A 15,027-nucleotide genomic window follows, 5' to 3' on the forward strand; every position below is an offset into this window, starting at 1 on the left:
CTTATTTTTTCTCCGTTGCTTCCATCATGCCGATGAAGCGGTCAAACAGGTAAGCGACGTCAGTCGGGCCGGGCGATGCTTCAGGGTGGCCCTGGAAGCAGAAGGCCGGCGTGTCGGTGCGGGCGAAGCCTTGCAGCGAACCGTCGAACAGCGATTTGTGGGTTACGCGGCAGTTGGCCGGCAAGGTGTCAGGGTCCACTGCGAAGCCGTGGTTCTGGGACGTGATCAGCACTTGTTTGCTGTCCAGGTCCTGCACCGGGTGGTTGGCGCCGTGGTGGCCGAATTTCATCTTCAGGGTTTTCGCGCCCGAGGCCAGGCCCATGATCTGGTGGCCGAGGCAGATGCCGAACAGCGGCAGCTTCTTGGCCATGAAGACCTTGGCGGCGGCGATCGCGTAGTCGCATGGCTCAGGGTCGCCTGGGCCGTTCGACAGGAACACGCCGTCCGGGTTCAGCGCCAGCACGTCGGCGGCGCTGGTTTGCGCCGGCACCACGGTGACTTTGCAGCCGCGCGCGGTCAGCATGCGCAGGATGTTGCGCTTGACGCCGAAGTCGTAGGCGACCACGTGGAATTTAGGATCCGTCAGTTTGCCGTAGCCTTCGCCCAGCGTCCATTCGGTTTCGGTGAAGTCGTAGGCCGCCTTGACGGTGACTACCTTGGCCAGGTCCATGCCGGCGATGCCGGGGAAGGAGCGGGCCAGGTCCAGCGCTTGCGCAGCCGACGGCTCGTTGCCTTGGGTGCCGACCAGGATGGCGCCGGACTGGGCGCCCTTCTCGCGCAGGATGCGGGTCAGCTTGCGGGTGTCGATACCGGCGATGCCGACGATGTTCTCGGCCTTCAGGTAATCGGCCAGCGATTGGGTGGAGCGGAAATTCGACGCCATCAGCGGCAGGTCACGGATGATTAAACCGGCCGTGTGGACTTTGGTGGATTCGACGTCTTCCGGATTGACGCCGGTATTGCCGATATGAGGATACGTCAGGGTGACGATCTGGCGGCTATAGGAAGGATCGGTCAGGATTTCCTGATAGCCGGTCATGGACGTATTAAAGACTACTTCGCCGGTTGTATGACCGGCGGCGCCGATCGAAAAACCTTTGAAAATAGTTCCGTCAGCGAGGGCCAGTATGGCTGGAACGGCAGGGCCAGAAAAAAATGGCGGCAAGGGCAACTCCTGATAAAGTTACCGTAGCTGCGCCACGTCAGACGACCGTCGTGTGTCCCCCGCCGTCGCAGGCCAGGGTGGAAGGTCAATTGATGATGGAGTGAGTGGTAGTCGCTACGGTAGAGGTGAGATTGGCTAAACCTTTGAATTATAACCAAATCTCCCCTGCTTGGCAATGGACCGTCGGCGAAATACCGGCAAAAATTTCCCGCAGATAGAGGGGCTTTATTTACTCGCAATATTGGAGGCTGGCTTGGGTGTCGACTCGGCGGGTAGCTGCGGCAAGCCCTGCCGCCCCACATAATCCGAGATCGCGACAGACAGCAATTGATTAACACTACATCCTTGCAATTGCGCCAATTCTGCAACATCCCTGTGCAGGCTACGTGGAATACGTAACGCAACCTTCCCGCTAAAATCAAATGGCCGTATCGGCTCTGCGATCGACTGCCCGTGAGCAAGCGAAACCGCGAGCCAGGACGCAGCAGCTTTATCCAGATTGATCAACGCTTCATCGGCACTCCCACCTTCGGCGACACACCCCGGGAATTCATGGATATAAGCGGTATAGCCACCCGCCTCGTCAGGCAAGAGCCGGCGAACATAGGGCCGAGAAAGAATGGCCCGGACTTTGCTCTCACTTTTCGCTACCATCGCGCTCTCCTTGTAAATACTTCTCCCATTGCGCCACATCGCCAAGCAAGGTATCAATAATACTTGCGGCTGTCCCCACCCTCACGTCTGGGTTGTGGGCGGGAATACTAAGCGGTCGTGTCAACTCAGGGGCTTGCCGGCGCATATAGGTAGGTTTTGGCCAAGTGCTTTGGGGTCATGGCATCGCAGCGATATCGCTGGCGATATCACATTATAGACATGCCGTTTGCATGCTGCGACGATTCTCCAATAGAAAATGCCGCCTGGTTTTGCGCCAGGCGGCATTCTTGTGCTGCGGTCGGTTGTGGCTGGAGCTTAATTCAACGCGGCGATGCCGGCCTTGGCAACCTGCACATCCTCTGCCGACTTGACGCCCGAGACGCCGACGGCGCCGATGACGTGGCCGTCAACGATGATGGGGACGCCGCCTTCCAGCAGGCCGTCCGCCATCGGCGCCGGGGCGCTCAGGAAAGCGGTGCGGCCGTTGTTGATCATGTCTTCGTAGATCTTCGATTCGCGGCGGCCCAGCGCCGAGACGCGTGCCTTGGCCGGGGCGATGTGCGACGACAGCGGCGCGGCGCCGTCCTGGCGTTGCAGCCACAGCAGGTGACCGCCGTCGTCGACGATGGCGATGACGACCGGCCAGTTGTGGGCGACCGCCTCGGCTTCGGCGCCGGCAGCGATCTTCTTGATGTCGGCAAGCGACAGGTATGGTTTGGTTTGCATGTGCTCTTCCTTATTCTTGGACCGGATATTGTACTGCTACGGCCTGCGCTTGGCTTCCAGTTTCTGCTTGATCTGCGACATCACCTGCGCGGCGGCCTGCTCGCCGGCCAGGATCGCCTGGTTGCGGCCGGCGAAATCGTTGCCCGCCATTTTGCCCAGGCTGGGCGCGATGACCACGTCCGCATCCTTCAATTCGTACTGGTTGATGCGCTGGCCCATGATGCTGAAAGTCTGCATGATGACGTCGAGCGAGCTGACGGTGGCCTGCACGTCGGCCTGGGTCGAGATGTTGACGGCGATGACGAAGTCCGCGCCCATGTCGCGCGCAAAGCGCACCGGCACCGGCGCCACCAGGCCGCCGTCCACATACGAGCGGCCGTTGATCACCACCGGCTGGAACACGCCCGGCACCGACGACGACGCCCGCACCGCCATGCCGGTATTTCCGCGCTGGAACAGGATGGGCTGGCCGGTCTTCAGGTCCGACGCCACGGCGCCGAACGGGATCTTCAACTTCTCGATCGGCTGGTTGTTGACCGCCTTGTTGACGTAGGATTGCAGCGCCTCGCCTTTCAGCACGCCGGAGCTCTTGCCGAACAGCGGCACGGCCCAGTCGGAGATCGCCGCTTCGTCCATGTCCATCGCCACTTTCTGCAACTGGAAGCCGGTATTGCCGGCGGCGTAGAGCGCGCCGACCACCGAGCCGGCGCTGGTGCCGACCACGATGTCCGCATAAATCCCCTGCGCCTCCAGCGCCTTGATCACGCCGATGTGCGCGAAGCCGCGCGCCGCCCCGCCGCCCAGCGCCAGGCCGATCTTGATCTTCTTGGGAGGCAGCGGCTCCGGCACCGCCAGCGGCGGCGCCGTCGGCGTTTCGATCACCGGATTGGTTTTGCAGCCGAAGATGGCGGCTGCGGCGAAGATGGTTAAAGCGACAAGGGAAAGGCGGCGTGAGGGCATGTAGGGGTTCAATCTGCTGGTGCTGGGTTTGGGCGCAGCAGATTGTAACCTACGATGGTCATCCGCCTCAGAGCGCGAAGATCGGCTTGCGCGTCTTCCAGGCCCCGGCCGTGAAGTCCGGGAAGTCCAGCGTCTGGAAGTTCTGCGCGATCGACTGCTCCGACAGCGGCGTGATGGCGCTCCACGTCACCGCGTCGTAGATATCGATCGGCATCGGCGCCCTCGCCTTCAGCGCTTCGATGAAGGACTGGATGACGAAGAAGTCCATGCCGCCATGGCCGGCGCCCTCCGCGTCCTTGGCATGCTTGCGCCACAGCGGGTGGTCGTACTTGTCCTGGTAGGCCTGGAAGTCCTCCCACTGGTGCGGCTTGCTCTTGCCCTCGATGTGGATGGAATTGTTCACGTCCATCCACAGGCCGTCGGTGCCCTGCACGCGGAAGCCCAGTGAATAAGGGCGCGGCAGCGAGGTATCGTGCTGCAGCAGGATGGTCTCGCCGTTCTCGCACGACAGCGTGGTGGTGACCACGTCGCCCAGCTTGAATTGCGTCTTCGCACTCGGGCTGTTGGCGCCGCCCGGCTGCTTGACGATGTAGTCGTGCAGGCCGCGCGCCTTGGTGGCGAAGCTGTTGATGCGCGTGAAGCGGTTGCCGCGGTTGATGTTGGTGTACATCGCGCACGGGCCGATGCCATGGCTCGGATACAGCTCGCCGTTGCGCTGCACCGAGTGCTCGGTGCGCCACTTGGCCTCTGACCAGCCTTTGGCGCCGAACTCCACGCCGCCGCCATACGGCTTGGCCGGATCGCCGCTATTGAGCTTCACCGCGCGCAGGTCGTGCTGGTAGCCGCCCTGCAGGTGTATCAGCTCGCCGAACAAACCGGAACGCACCATCTGCAGAACCGCCATCACATCGCGGCGGAAGCAGACGTTCTCCAACAGCATATACGGCGTGTTGGTCTTGAGCTGGGTATTGAGCACATCCCAGTGGTCTTGCAGCGTGATGCCGGCGACCACCTCGCAACCCACGGGCACCTTGGCCTGCATGGCGGCGATGGCCATTGGCGCATGCCACTCCCATGGCGTGGCGATAATCACGCCATCCAGCGCGCCGGCATCCAGCATGCGCTTGTAGGCTTGCGGATCGCGGTCCTCGCCGAAAGTCTTCGGCTTGGCCTTGCCGGATTTTTCCACCTGCTTGAGCGCACGGCCCAGCATGATCGGTTCGATGTCGCACAGCGCGACGACTTCCACGTCGTCGCGGCGCAGCAGTTCCTGCAACAACACCTGGCCGCGCATGCCGGTGCCTATCATACCGATGCGCACCCGCTCGCGGGTGGCGCCAAAGGCGGTCGGCAGCATCAGGCTGCCCGCCAATGCTGCGCCGGCGGTCAGGAAGTCGCGTCGATTAAAAACTGATTTCATGGTGCTCCTCTTAAAATTCTTCTTATTGCTGCGGCAGCGTGGCCACATCCACCGCCGGCTGCTGGCCGGTGGCGGCACGGGTGAAGTTCTGGTTCACCGGCACATAGTCGCCGAAGAAGCCGCCGTTGCGCAGGTAGAACTGACCGTTATCCAGGCCGCCGGCGTAGTCCATGCGTTGGACGTTGGTCACGGTGGCGTCGCCGGTGAAGCGCGCCTTCGTCACCTCGGACCATGCGCCCGACACGGTGCGCGCCCACTGGTTGCCGAACGATACACGCCGTCCAGTATAGCCTTTGGTATCGATGAAGTTCTCCAGGAAGGAGTAGGCTCCGGTCAGATACGTGGTGGTGGCGGGACGCTTCCAGGTGGCGATAAAGCGCCACACGCCCAGCTCCGGCGCGTAGAACCACGCAGAGTAGTCGGTGGCGCCGGCGCCGTCCGGCCGCGCGCGGGTGATGAAGCGATAGGTGTTCCCGCTGATCCAGTTATAGCTCAGGTAGGACTGGCCGCCCGTGCCCTCGCCGCCGAAGCTGTTGTCCACCACGCCAGCGCCCTTCTTCACCAGCGTGGTCTTGCCGCCGCCGTCCGGGTCCCACACCGAGAACAGCACCCAGCGCTCGCTGGGCGACTTGACCTGGATGCCGAAGTAGCCCTGGCCGAAGCCGTTGGCCATGTAGTAGGAGCCTTCCGGGTCCTGCCCCGCCGGCACCGTCACCTCGTTGTAGAAGTACTCGGTGTTGGCCGGCGTGGTGTAGCCCATGTGGACCGAAGGTCCGCGCCGCGACCAGTAGTAGTTGGCCGCGTCGTCGGCGTAGTTGATCGCGGACGTGGTGGTTACCCGCAGCGCCGAGACGTCGCCGAAGTAGCCGCCGTCCTTGCTCACACCCTGCAGGTCGACCTTCACATAGCCCGGCGCCGCCACGTTGACGGTGCCGACCTTGTAGGTCCTGCTGCCGTTGACGGACAGCTTGACCAGGAACGGCGTGCCGTTGACCGTGACGCGTATGGTGCTGTTGTTGCTGCCGGCCAGCCGGGCGTCCAGCCCCAGCGTGACCGAACCTGCGGACGCCATGCGGAAGTAGGCGCTGGTGACGGTGCCCGGGTTGCTCCAGTTGGCCAGGCCGTTGTCGTTGATTTCCTCCTCCGCGTCGGCCGGGGCGCTGGTGATGAAGGCATTGCCGGCCAGCGCCACCGTCTTCGAGTTGGCGGCCACGATGCCGGCCTGCGGCCCGCCCATCACCACCTGCGCGGCCGTCTTGTCTGCCTGGCCGCCGGTGCTGGCGCCGCCGCAGGCGCTCAACGTCAATGCGGCGGAAAACAGGAACACGCGTCTTTGGTTAAAAAGTCGTCGATTCATGGAATCCTCCTCAGAAGAACTTGTAGTTGGCCGAGAACGAATACATGCGGCCGAACAGGTTCTGGCTATGGTTGTAACCTTCCCAGCCGTTCGGATCGTAGGTGGGCTGTTTGTTCAGCAGGTTCTTGATGTTCATGCCCAGCTCCAGGTTCTTCATCGGCTTCCAGTTCAGGCCCAGGTTGACCGTGTAGTACGACGGAGCGCCGCCGCACAGGTTCTGAGGCAAGGCGACAGAAGCGGCCGTGCAGTTCTCCGGCGTGTTGTCGGTATCCCACGGAGCGTAGGCCCACTTGGTCTTGCCGGTGTAGTTGACGAACAGGCTGGTGACGAACTTCTCATAAGCCCAGTCGGCATTGAAGGTGGCGCGCACGCGCGGCGAGTCGTAGAAGCCGACGTAGTTGCCCGAGAAGCCGGCGCCGTCATCCAAGTTATAGAGCTCGCGGCGGCGGATAGTGGCCGCCACGCCGGTGTTCAACTTGCCGTACTCGCCCAGCGAGAAGCGGGTGCGGGCATCGATATCGACGCCGTCGACCAAGGTTCGGCCACGGTTGGCGTAGGAGTTGATCAAGCCGCCCAGGTTACCCACCGAGTACTTCGGCGCGCCGCCGGAGCAAGCCGCCGCGTTGGCCGGGTTGTTGCACATGGAGGCGACGGCCGCCATGTTGGCGCGATCGGCGTCGGTGATCGGATTGCGGATGGCGGCGCTGGTGCCGGCCAGGCCCGGGCCGTATTTCTCCACCAGTTTCGTGAACAGCTCATTGAAGTCCTGGCGTATGATCTCGTTGCGGCGGTAGACGAACCAGTAGTCCACCGAGATGCTGACATCCTTGACCGGTTGCAGTACCAGGCCGGCGGTCGAGATCTTGGCTTTTTCCGGACGCAGCGACGGGTTGGGCGGCGTCAGGCCGCCGACCGTGGTCGAACAGTTCGAATTGAGCAGGTTCTTGCCCTGCTCCGCTTCGGCCGGCGAGACGGACTTCATCAGCACCTTGGCTATCGCATTGGTTTCGTCGCAACGCACGGTGTCGCGGATGCCGCCCACCTGCGCGAACACCCCGCCGCTGCCCGATTCGGCCAGGTTAGGGGCGCGGAAGCCTTCCGAGTAGGTGCCTCGCACCATCACTTCGGGACGCGCGCGCCACAGCACGCCGATCTTCGGCGCCAGGTTGGCCGGGAAGTTCGGATATTTGTCGAGGCGCGCGGCGGCGTTCACTTCCAGCTTGTCGGTCACGGGTATCACCACTTCGCTGAACAGCGCGGCGATATTGCGCTGGCCGTCGAACCAGGAGCCGCCCTGCTGCGTGATGTAGCCGTTGGCCGCATCCTGGTTGCCCGGCGTGTAGAAGCTCTCGCGCATCAGGCTCGCGCCGAAGGCGGCGCGCACTTCGCGCTCGCCGATCTTGGCGATGGTGCCTTCCAGCTTGCCGTCCCAGGTAATCAGCTTGGTCCAGGACTGGATGTCGAAGGTCGGATAGGCGGCGCGCAGCAGCGCGGCGTTGCTGTCGCTGATCTCGCCGAACTTGTAGGCCGGATTGTCGGCGATGTAGGTGCGGCCGCTTGCCGCGTCGGTGGTGAACGGGCCGAAGGCCTTGGCGAAGCCCTGGGTGTTGATGTTAACCGTCTGGAACAGCGTCGAATGGCTGCCCGCGACGCTGAGCGCCGTCTCGAAGTCCCAGCCGCCGCCGATGCTGCCGCGCAGGCCCGCCACCGCGCGGTAGTTGTTGTCCTCATTGGTCTGGCCGAAGTGGCCGGGGGCGTCGAGCATGAGGTAGTTCAGCCCCGCCGCGCCGCCCATCTTGGCCGCCATGTCGGCATCCAGCTTGCCTTTCAGGTAGGCGTTGTTCGGTCCCAGGTAGGGCGTGACGAAGGTGTTGAGCGTGGTGCCGGTATTGCGCGCGAACCAGTTGCTGGTGCTGCCGCTGTTGAAGCTGCGCGGGCCGTTCTCGCCGCGCAGCTTGATGTGGGTGAGGGTCGCTTCGGCGTAGCCTTCCAGGTTCTCGCTGATCTTCAGGCGGCCGCTGAGGAAGCCGGTGGCGCGGTCGGAGGTCGGGCCGGTGTCCAGCTGGTACGGCAGCGAGTTCCACACGCAGCGGCTGCCAGAGGCCTCGGTGATGGAGGTAGTGCAGCCATTGACGGCGCGCTGGGTGCGGGCATTGTTCTTGGACTTGTCGAAGACGAAGAAGGTGCCGGGATTGACCACGCCAGGCTCGCTGCCGACACCGACGCGCATGCCCGAGACAAAGGTCGGATTGTTGACGTAGAAGTAGTCGGGCCGCTTCAGGTAGGTGTCCGCCGACGAAATGCGGTCGCGCTGGTAGACGTTGAGGGCGCCGTAGACGTTGTAGCCATCGGTGTTCAAGTCACCCAGGCCGTAGATCACACTGGCCTGGCGTTCGCCGTAGGATTTGACGCTCGGCGTGGAGTCGTTGGTGGCGCGGACTTCCAGGCCCTTGTAGTTCTTCTTGGTGATGACGTTGATCACGCCGGCCACCGCATCCGAACCGTAGACGGCCGATGCGCCGTCGGTCAGCACCTCCATGCGCTCGATGGCGGCGGCGGGAATCGCGTCGATGTTGACGAACATGGTTTGGAAGCCGGCCGGCGCGCCATAGAACGACAGGCGGCGGCCGTTCAGCAGCACCAGCGTGCCCTGCGCGCCCAGGCCGCGCAGGTTGGCCTGCGAGGCGCCGTCGGAACCGGTGAACATCGAGCGGAAGTCCTGCTGCGCCGGACGCGCGGCCGGCAGGTTGTCCAGCACTTGCAGCAGCGTGCGGGCGCCCATGTTTTCGATCTGCTTGGCGTCGATCACCTGCACCGGCGACGCGGTTTCGGCGTTGATGCGCTTCAGGCTGGAGCCGGTGATTTCAACCCGCGTGAGCTTCTGCTCATTCGCGCTCTTTTGTGCCTGCTCATCCAGCTCGTCGGCGGCCAGCGCCGTGGAAGCCAGACCCACCGCTACCATCGCGGCCACCAGTTTTTTCATATGCATCTTTATCTCCCTATTATTAGTGGTTTATTTGAGGCTGCAACCGCCCCTCCCCGGTCCGTGGAGGGGCTCTTTCTTGTGAAGCTAGAGGGTGAGGTCAGCGCGGCCGGACGGTGCTGCCCTCTGTGCCTATCAGGACCGCATTGGCCCAGTTGCCGCAGACCTGGGCCGGCTTGCTGCCGCGCGCGCCCAGGGTGCGCAGGCTGAGTTGACTCAGTCCGCGCACATCGATTTCCGGCTTGACCACGGCGGGCGCCGTGATCAGGCCACTGTCGTACAACATCCGTTCGCCGCTCCAGACCTGGAACTGCATGCCGCCGGCGCTGCGGCAGCTGTCGTCCACGCCCAGGTCGGCGCGCAGCAGGTTCCAGTTGCCGGCCAGTTGCAGGTCGACGCGGCTGGTCGCGCCCACGCCCAGGCCCTTGCGGAACCACAGGCCGTTCATGCGCATCTCGGTGCCATGCGCGGGCTTGTCGCGGCTGATGTTCTTCGGCAGCGCCAGGTCGGACAGGAACTGCTGTACTTCCGGGCCTTCCTTCGGCTGGTAGGCCATCACGTGGAACTCGGACAGCGTGATCGGCTGCACCTCGCTCGGCACGGCGGCGTTGTAGGCGCGCGCGGCCGGCGTGGCGACGGCGGTCACCATCGGATCGGTGGCGGCTGCGCCATCGCCCTCGGGGTTCTGCGTGCTCATGACGCGGAAGCGCAGCAGGCGGCCGGCGGCCGGCGGGAAGCTGATCGTCTGCAGGCCCTGCTCCAGCTTCAACTGGCCGCGCTTGATCGGCTGGCCCCAGTCGCCGTTGTTGTCGCCCATGTAGATCTCGTAGTCGCGGATCTGGCCGTGCTGCCAGTGCTGGTCGGTGCGCGGCGCGAGTTCGATGCCATCGATCAGGCGGCGCTCGGTGAAGCCGATCACCCATTCATGCGGACCGCCCTGCACCGCCGGGCTGCGCGTGGTGCGGAACCAGGTGGCAGGGTTGTTGTCGAACGCGTTTTCCAGCGGGTGGCCGGTTTCTTCGGCTGGACGGTTCATCACCATCATGGCGTCGGCCGGGATGGCGCGGCCCAGCACTGGGGCGGACGGGAAGGCGTCGTCGGCGACGGCGACCGCCACACCGGTCTGCACGGAGAAGCGCAGCGGCTGGCGGATGTCCTGGCTGGCGGCCTTGACATGCAGCGTGCCCTGACGATCGGCGGCGTCGAAGTACCAGCCTGCGGCGGCGGCGTCGAAGGCGGCGCGGTCGGCCAGCGGCGGCAACACTGCACTGCCTGTGCTGACGGCGGCCGGACGCTGGCGGGTCAGCAGGCGCAATGCGTAGGCGCGGCGCGCCGGCTGGCCGGCATAGCTGCCCACCACCGGCTCAACGTCGATCTTGACGCCATCGGCTGCGGCATTCATGCGGATCAGCTGCTGGCTGAAGGCGCCATCCTGGTATTTGCGGGTGTTGCCGTCATCCTCGTACAGCGTGAATTCGGAAGCGCCGTGCGGATACAGGTCCAGCGTCAGCACGTCCTTCGGCTTCTCGCCGTCGTACAGCATCTCCGGGTACATCGGCAGGATGGCGCCGGCGCGGACGAACACCGGCAGCTTGTCCAGCGTGACGGCGAGGTCGATATCGCGCCCGCCCTTGCCGGCCGTGGCCTGGCGGCCGTCCCAGTAATCGAACCACTGGCCCTGCGGCAGGTGGATGCCGCGGCGCCAGCCCTGGCTGACGGCCTGGCTGCGGTAGACCGGCGCCACCAGCAGGTCGCGGCCCAGCAGGTACTGGTATTTGTAGGCTTCGGTGTAGGCCGCCGGATCTTCCGGGTTATCCCACATCAGGCCGCGCACCAGCGGGGCGCCGCTCTGCTCCGCCTCGCGCATCAGCGTGTACATATAGGGCGTCAGGCGCATCTTCAACTTCAGGTAGCGGCGGTTGATGCTGACGTAAGGCTCGGCGAACCACCACGGGTGCTTGCGCTCCGCCGCCGCCCAGCCGGACATCCCCATCAGCACCGGGGTAAAACTCTTCCACTGCAAATCGCGGGTGTAGGTCTCCGGGCTGCCGCCGAAGATCGCGTCGACGTCGCCGGTGGCATAGGCCTGGCCGGACAGGCCGGAGCCGATCAAGGTCGGCACGTGCCAGCGGATGTAGTCCCAGCTGGCGCTCTGGTCGCCGGTCCAGGTGACGGCGTAGCGCTGGGTGCCGGCCCAGCCCATCACAGTCCAGATGAACGGACGGCCATCGGAATTATTCAGGATGCCGTCGTAGGCCGACTTGTTGGCGTCCAGCGAGAACTGATAGCCCTTGCCGGTCCACGCCACGTCCAGCTTCTGCACGCGGGTGCCGGCGGTGCCGACTTCCCACGCCATTTTCTCGACGCCGTTCTCGGTCCACAGGCCGGTGCGGAAGCCGTATTTCGCCAGGCCCTGCACCGTCTCCGGCAGCGCCGAATAGCCGCAGCCGTAGCCGTCGTTGGGCAGGATCCAGCCGCCCGGCATGTCGTGCTCGCGATACTGGCGCGCCACGGTTTCGATCACGTCCGGCGTCTTGCCGGTGGGGCCGTCGGTCCAGCCTTTGGGCACGGTGCCCGGCTTCTTGACGTTGTCGCCGTCGTTGTAGCAGTCGGCGTCGCCGTATTCCAGCGCCCAGCGCGGCAGCATGCGCGCGCGGCCGGTCCATTCGGTGTAGCGGGCCAGCACGTCGCGCAGGTCCTTGCCGACGAAGTAGTAGGCGTCGAAGCGCGCTTCGTTGTGCTCCAGCGAGATCTGGTCGTTCTGGCGCAGATCGTAGCTGCCGTCGGACCAGGTGTTGCGCAGCATGCCCCAGCCGCGTGAGCTCATCAAAAACGGCGCGGGGCTGGGACGGTCGCCCTCTTCCCAGCCGCCGGAGTACGACACCTGCAGCTGCTTGCCCTTGAATTCATAGCGGCCGTTCTGCTGGCCGCCGCCGAAGAAGCGCTCGGCCTTGTCGCTCGACAGCGTCTGCACGCTTTGCTTGTCGCCCAGCTCCAGCGGCTGGATCTCGCGCCACAGCGGCTGCGCGTCGCCGGCGCGGAACAGGGTGAAACGCAGCGGCTTGCGGTCGATGCGCAGGCTCAGGGCCGCCGTGCGGATCAGGATATGGTCGGCCTGCTCGCTGACGCTGTGCTCCACCGTGGCGGCCGGCGTGGCGACGACGATGGGCGCGGCCTTGTCGCCGGCGCCGGTCAGGCCGGACTTGGGGCCGGCCCAAATATGCAGCACATCGGCGCGCGGAAGGCTAAGCTGTATGTGGGCGCCGGTGTCGGTGACCAGATCCCATTGCTGGCCGGCGCCAGCGGTGACGGTGCGTAGATTGCCGATCGGCGCGGCCAGGGCCAATAAAGGTGCGCTGGCCAGCAAGGCGGCAATGGCTGAAATCTGTTTCATAGTCTGCTTCTCGAAAGAAAATGCGTTGCGATGCAATTACTCTAGGAACAAAAATAAGCCCGGTCAACAAAAAGAAAGGAAATATTTAAAAAGAGTCGGTCAAATCTTTCGTATTGATAGTTGATCGAATAATATACTTTCGTTTCCGTGGCAAAAGTGCTACAACCACACGTATCAGCGTCGCGAACCAACTTTCTTTTTGCTTTCGAATTTGACATTCCGAAAATAAAACCTTATTCTTTCCCTGACTTAACCAGACTAATTCTTTCGATGACCAACTTACTCCAACGTGCCCCCCAAGCCTGGCGCGATATCGGCGGCCTCGATACCGCCGAAGAAATCGTCCATCAGCCAGCCCTCTGGCGCGAACTGGCGACGCACCTCGCCACGGAAAAAAGCCGCATCGCCGCCTTCCTGGGCGACACCCTGAGCAATCCGCAGCAGCGCGTGATCCTCACCGGCGCCGGCAGCTCGGCCTATGTGGGCGAAATCATCGCCGACGAAATCAACGCCGCCTGGCCGTGCCAGGTGCGCGCGCTGTCGACTACCAGCCTGCTGACCCACCCTGCGCTGTACCTGGAACGCACGGCGCCGACGCTGGTGGTGTCCTTCGCCCGCAGCGGCAACAGCCCGGAAAGCACAGCGGCGGTGCAGCTGGTGCGCGACATGGTGCCGACCGCGCGCTTCCTCAACATCACCTGCAACGCCGAGGGTGCGCTGGCCCTGCAAGGCGCCGACGACGGGCAAACCCTCAACCTGATGATGCCGGCCGCCAGCTGCGACCGCGGCTTCGCCATGACCAGCAGCTTCACCTGCATGCTGCTGGCCGCGCTGTGCGTGCTCGATCCCGACTTCCAGCCGGAGCGCCTGGACACCTTGGCGCAACTGGGCGAGCAGGCGCTGGCCGCGTGGTCGGCGCCGGTGGCCGAACTGGCCGCGCAGCGCGTCTCGCGCGTGGTCTACCTGGGCAGCGGTCCGCTGGAAGCGCTGGCCAAGGAAGCGGCGCTGAAGATCCTCGAACTGACCGCCGGCAGCGTGCTGGCGATGGCCAACAGCGCGCTCGGTTTCCGCCACGGCCCCAAGGCCGCGCTGAACAAGGAGACGCTGGTGGTGCTGTTCCGCAGCTCCGATCCGCTGTCGCGCCGCTACGAACACGACCTGCTGCTGGAGCTACAGCGCGACCAGGTCGCCGGCCGCTGCCTGACCGTGGGCGCCGGCGCCGACATCGGCATCGACGCGCCGGCCTGGCCGGACGCCTGGCTGGCCCCTTTGTGGCTGCTGATGGCGCAGCAGTACGCGCTGCACCAGTCGGCGCTGCTGCAACTGCGTCCCGATAATCCTTTCGCCGGCGGCACCGTCAACCGTGTCGTGCAGGGCGTCACCATCTACCGCCATGACGAATTCTGAACCAAGCGGCTATCACGGCATCGACATCGGCGGCACCAAGATCGAGCTGGTGGCGTTTGCCGAGCAAGGCCATGAACTGAAGGAATTCCACCGCGAGCGCATCGCCACCCCGGGCACCGATTTCGCCGAATTCCTGCTGGCGATCCAGGGGCTGGTGGGCCGCGCCGACAAGGCGCTGGGCCTGCGGGCGCCGGTCGGCATCGGCCTGCCCGGCGTGATCGACAGCGCCACCGGACGCCAGCTCAGCTCCAACGTGCCGGCGCTGAACGGACGCGCCGTGGCCCATGCGCTCAAGGACGCGCTGGAACGCCCGGTCGTCGTCGGCAACGACTGCCAGTGCTTCGCGCTGTCGGAAGCGCAAGGCGGCGCGGCGCACGGCAAGCCGACCATGTTCGGCGCCATCATCGGCACCGGCGCCGGCGGCGGCTATTGCGTCGACGGCCGCCTGCTGCGCGGGGCCAACGGCGTGGCCGGCGAATGGGGCCACTGGCCGCTGCCGGCGGCGCTGCTGGTATCGCAATGGTCCCCTGCCGCGTTGCCCGTCTTCGACTGCCCCTGCGGCCGGCGCGGCTGCCTGGAGCGCTATGTCTCCGGCCCCGGCATGAACCGGCTGCACCAGCACCTCGGCGGCGGCGACGAGACGCCGCTGGCCATCGTCGCGCAGGCGCGCGCCGGCTCGGCCATCGCCGCCAAGACCATGGCGCTGCACGCCGATCTGCTGGCCCACGTGCTGGCCACACTGGTGCTGACGCTGGACCCGCACGCCATCGTGCTGGGTGGCGGCCTGTCGCAGCTGGCCCACCTTTACGACCAGCTGCCGGCCGCGATACGCCGCCACCTGTTCCCCGGCGTGCGCGTGCCGCCCATCCTGCCGCCGAAATTCGGCGACGCCGGCGGCGCGCGTGGCGCCGCCCTGCTCGCCCGTCAGCAACTGACCGCTCACTGACCGCTCAATAAGCAA

At 64.8% G+C, this 15,027-nt stretch carries 10 protein-coding genes; 2 read left to right on the forward strand and 8 right to left on the reverse strand.

Annotation, left to right across the window (positions count from 1 at the left end; all coding sequences use genetic code 11):
- Position 1: 1 nt before the first annotated feature.
- From carA to RUGAMON1_RS11000, 8 genes are all read right to left on the reverse strand, one after another.
- On the reverse strand, positions 2-1,165 hold the full coding sequence (gene carA / locus RUGAMON1_RS10965) for a glutamine-hydrolyzing carbamoyl-phosphate synthase small subunit (protein ID WP_445230540.1): 1,164 nt from the start codon (positions 1,163-1,165) through the stop codon (positions 2-4).
- Between the two features lie 225 nt (positions 1,166-1,390).
- Positions 1,391-1,819 carry a toxin-antitoxin system HicB family antitoxin gene (locus tag RUGAMON1_RS10970; RefSeq protein WP_445230541.1) on the reverse strand — a complete coding sequence of 143 codons (429 nt, stop codon included), beginning with the start codon at positions 1,817-1,819 and terminating at the stop codon, positions 1,391-1,393.
- A gap of 315 nt (positions 1,820-2,134) precedes the next feature.
- Positions 2,135-2,545, reverse strand: coding sequence for a GlcG/HbpS family heme-binding protein (locus RUGAMON1_RS10975; RefSeq protein WP_116989789.1), 411 nt, complete (start codon positions 2,543-2,545; stop codon positions 2,135-2,137).
- Positions 2,546-2,581: 36 nt separating this feature from the next.
- Complete coding sequence (locus RUGAMON1_RS10980) at positions 2,582-3,505, reverse strand: patatin-like phospholipase family protein (RefSeq protein WP_445230542.1); 924 nt, start codon at positions 3,503-3,505, stop codon at positions 2,582-2,584.
- Between the two features lie 67 nt (positions 3,506-3,572).
- Positions 3,573-4,925, reverse strand: a complete 1,353-nt coding sequence (locus RUGAMON1_RS10985) for a Gfo/Idh/MocA family protein (protein WP_445230543.1) — start codon at positions 4,923-4,925, stop codon at positions 3,573-3,575.
- Positions 4,926-4,947: 22 nt separating this feature from the next.
- The gene (locus RUGAMON1_RS10990; protein WP_445230544.1) at positions 4,948-6,282 is read right to left on the reverse strand and encodes a DUF3472 domain-containing protein; all 1,335 of its coding nucleotides are present in this window, start codon (positions 6,280-6,282) and stop codon (positions 4,948-4,950) included.
- A 10-nt stretch (positions 6,283-6,292) separates the two neighbouring features.
- On the reverse strand, positions 6,293-9,271 hold the full coding sequence (locus RUGAMON1_RS10995) for a TonB-dependent receptor plug domain-containing protein (RefSeq protein ID WP_445230545.1): 2,979 nt from the start codon (positions 9,269-9,271) through the stop codon (positions 6,293-6,295).
- Between the two features lie 94 nt (positions 9,272-9,365).
- Positions 9,366-12,659 carry a TIM-barrel domain-containing protein gene (locus RUGAMON1_RS11000; RefSeq protein WP_445230546.1) on the reverse strand — a complete coding sequence of 1,098 codons (3,294 nt, stop codon included), beginning with the start codon at positions 12,657-12,659 and terminating at the stop codon, positions 9,366-9,368.
- A gap of 270 nt (positions 12,660-12,929) precedes the next feature.
- Here RUGAMON1_RS11000 and RUGAMON1_RS11005 point away from each other — a divergent pair, with 270 nt between their 5' ends.
- Both RUGAMON1_RS11005 and RUGAMON1_RS11010 read left to right on the forward strand, forming a co-directional pair.
- Positions 12,930-14,066 (forward strand): AgaS family sugar isomerase, encoded by a 1,137-nt coding sequence (locus RUGAMON1_RS11005; RefSeq protein WP_445230547.1) that lies wholly within the window; start codon positions 12,930-12,932, stop codon positions 14,064-14,066.
- Positions 14,053-15,012, forward strand: a complete 960-nt coding sequence (locus RUGAMON1_RS11010; protein WP_445230548.1) for an ROK family protein — start codon at positions 14,053-14,055, stop codon at positions 15,010-15,012. Before RUGAMON1_RS11005 ends, RUGAMON1_RS11010 begins: the two co-directional genes overlap by 14 nt.
- The last annotated feature ends 15 nt before the right edge of the window (positions 15,013-15,027 follow it).

Source organism: Duganella rhizosphaerae (assembly GCF_040364205.1).
Lineage (GTDB): Bacteria > Pseudomonadota > Gammaproteobacteria > Burkholderiales > Burkholderiaceae_D > Rugamonas > Rugamonas rhizosphaerae.

What these genes read in the sequence shown, in the direction of transcription:
- RUGAMON1_RS10970 (WP_445230541.1), bottom strand. Translation starts at nt 1,819, where the DNA reads ATGGTAGCGAAAAGTGAGAGCAAAGTCCGGGCCATTCTTTCTCGGCCC.
- RUGAMON1_RS10975 (WP_116989789.1), bottom strand. Translation starts at nt 2,545, where the DNA reads ATGCAAACCAAACCATACCTGTCGCTTGCCGACATCAAGAAGATCGCT.
- RUGAMON1_RS10980 (WP_445230542.1), bottom strand. Translation starts at nt 3,505, where the DNA reads ATGCCCTCACGCCGCCTTTCCCTTGTCGCTTTAACCATCTTCGCCGCA.
- RUGAMON1_RS10985 (WP_445230543.1), bottom strand. Translation starts at nt 4,925, where the DNA reads ATGAAATCAGTTTTTAATCGACGCGACTTCCTGACCGCCGGCGCAGCA.
- RUGAMON1_RS10990 (WP_445230544.1), bottom strand. Translation starts at nt 6,282, where the DNA reads ATGAATCGACGACTTTTTAACCAAAGACGCGTGTTCCTGTTTTCCGCC.
- RUGAMON1_RS10995 (WP_445230545.1), bottom strand. Translation starts at nt 9,271, where the DNA reads ATGCATATGAAAAAACTGGTGGCCGCGATGGTAGCGGTGGGTCTGGCT.
- RUGAMON1_RS11000 (WP_445230546.1), bottom strand. Translation starts at nt 12,659, where the DNA reads ATGAAACAGATTTCAGCCATTGCCGCCTTGCTGGCCAGCGCACCTTTA.
- RUGAMON1_RS11005 (WP_445230547.1), top strand. Translation starts at nt 12,930, where the DNA reads ATGACCAACTTACTCCAACGTGCCCCCCAAGCCTGGCGCGATATCGGC.
- RUGAMON1_RS11010 (WP_445230548.1), top strand. Translation starts at nt 14,053, where the DNA reads ATGACGAATTCTGAACCAAGCGGCTATCACGGCATCGACATCGGCGGC.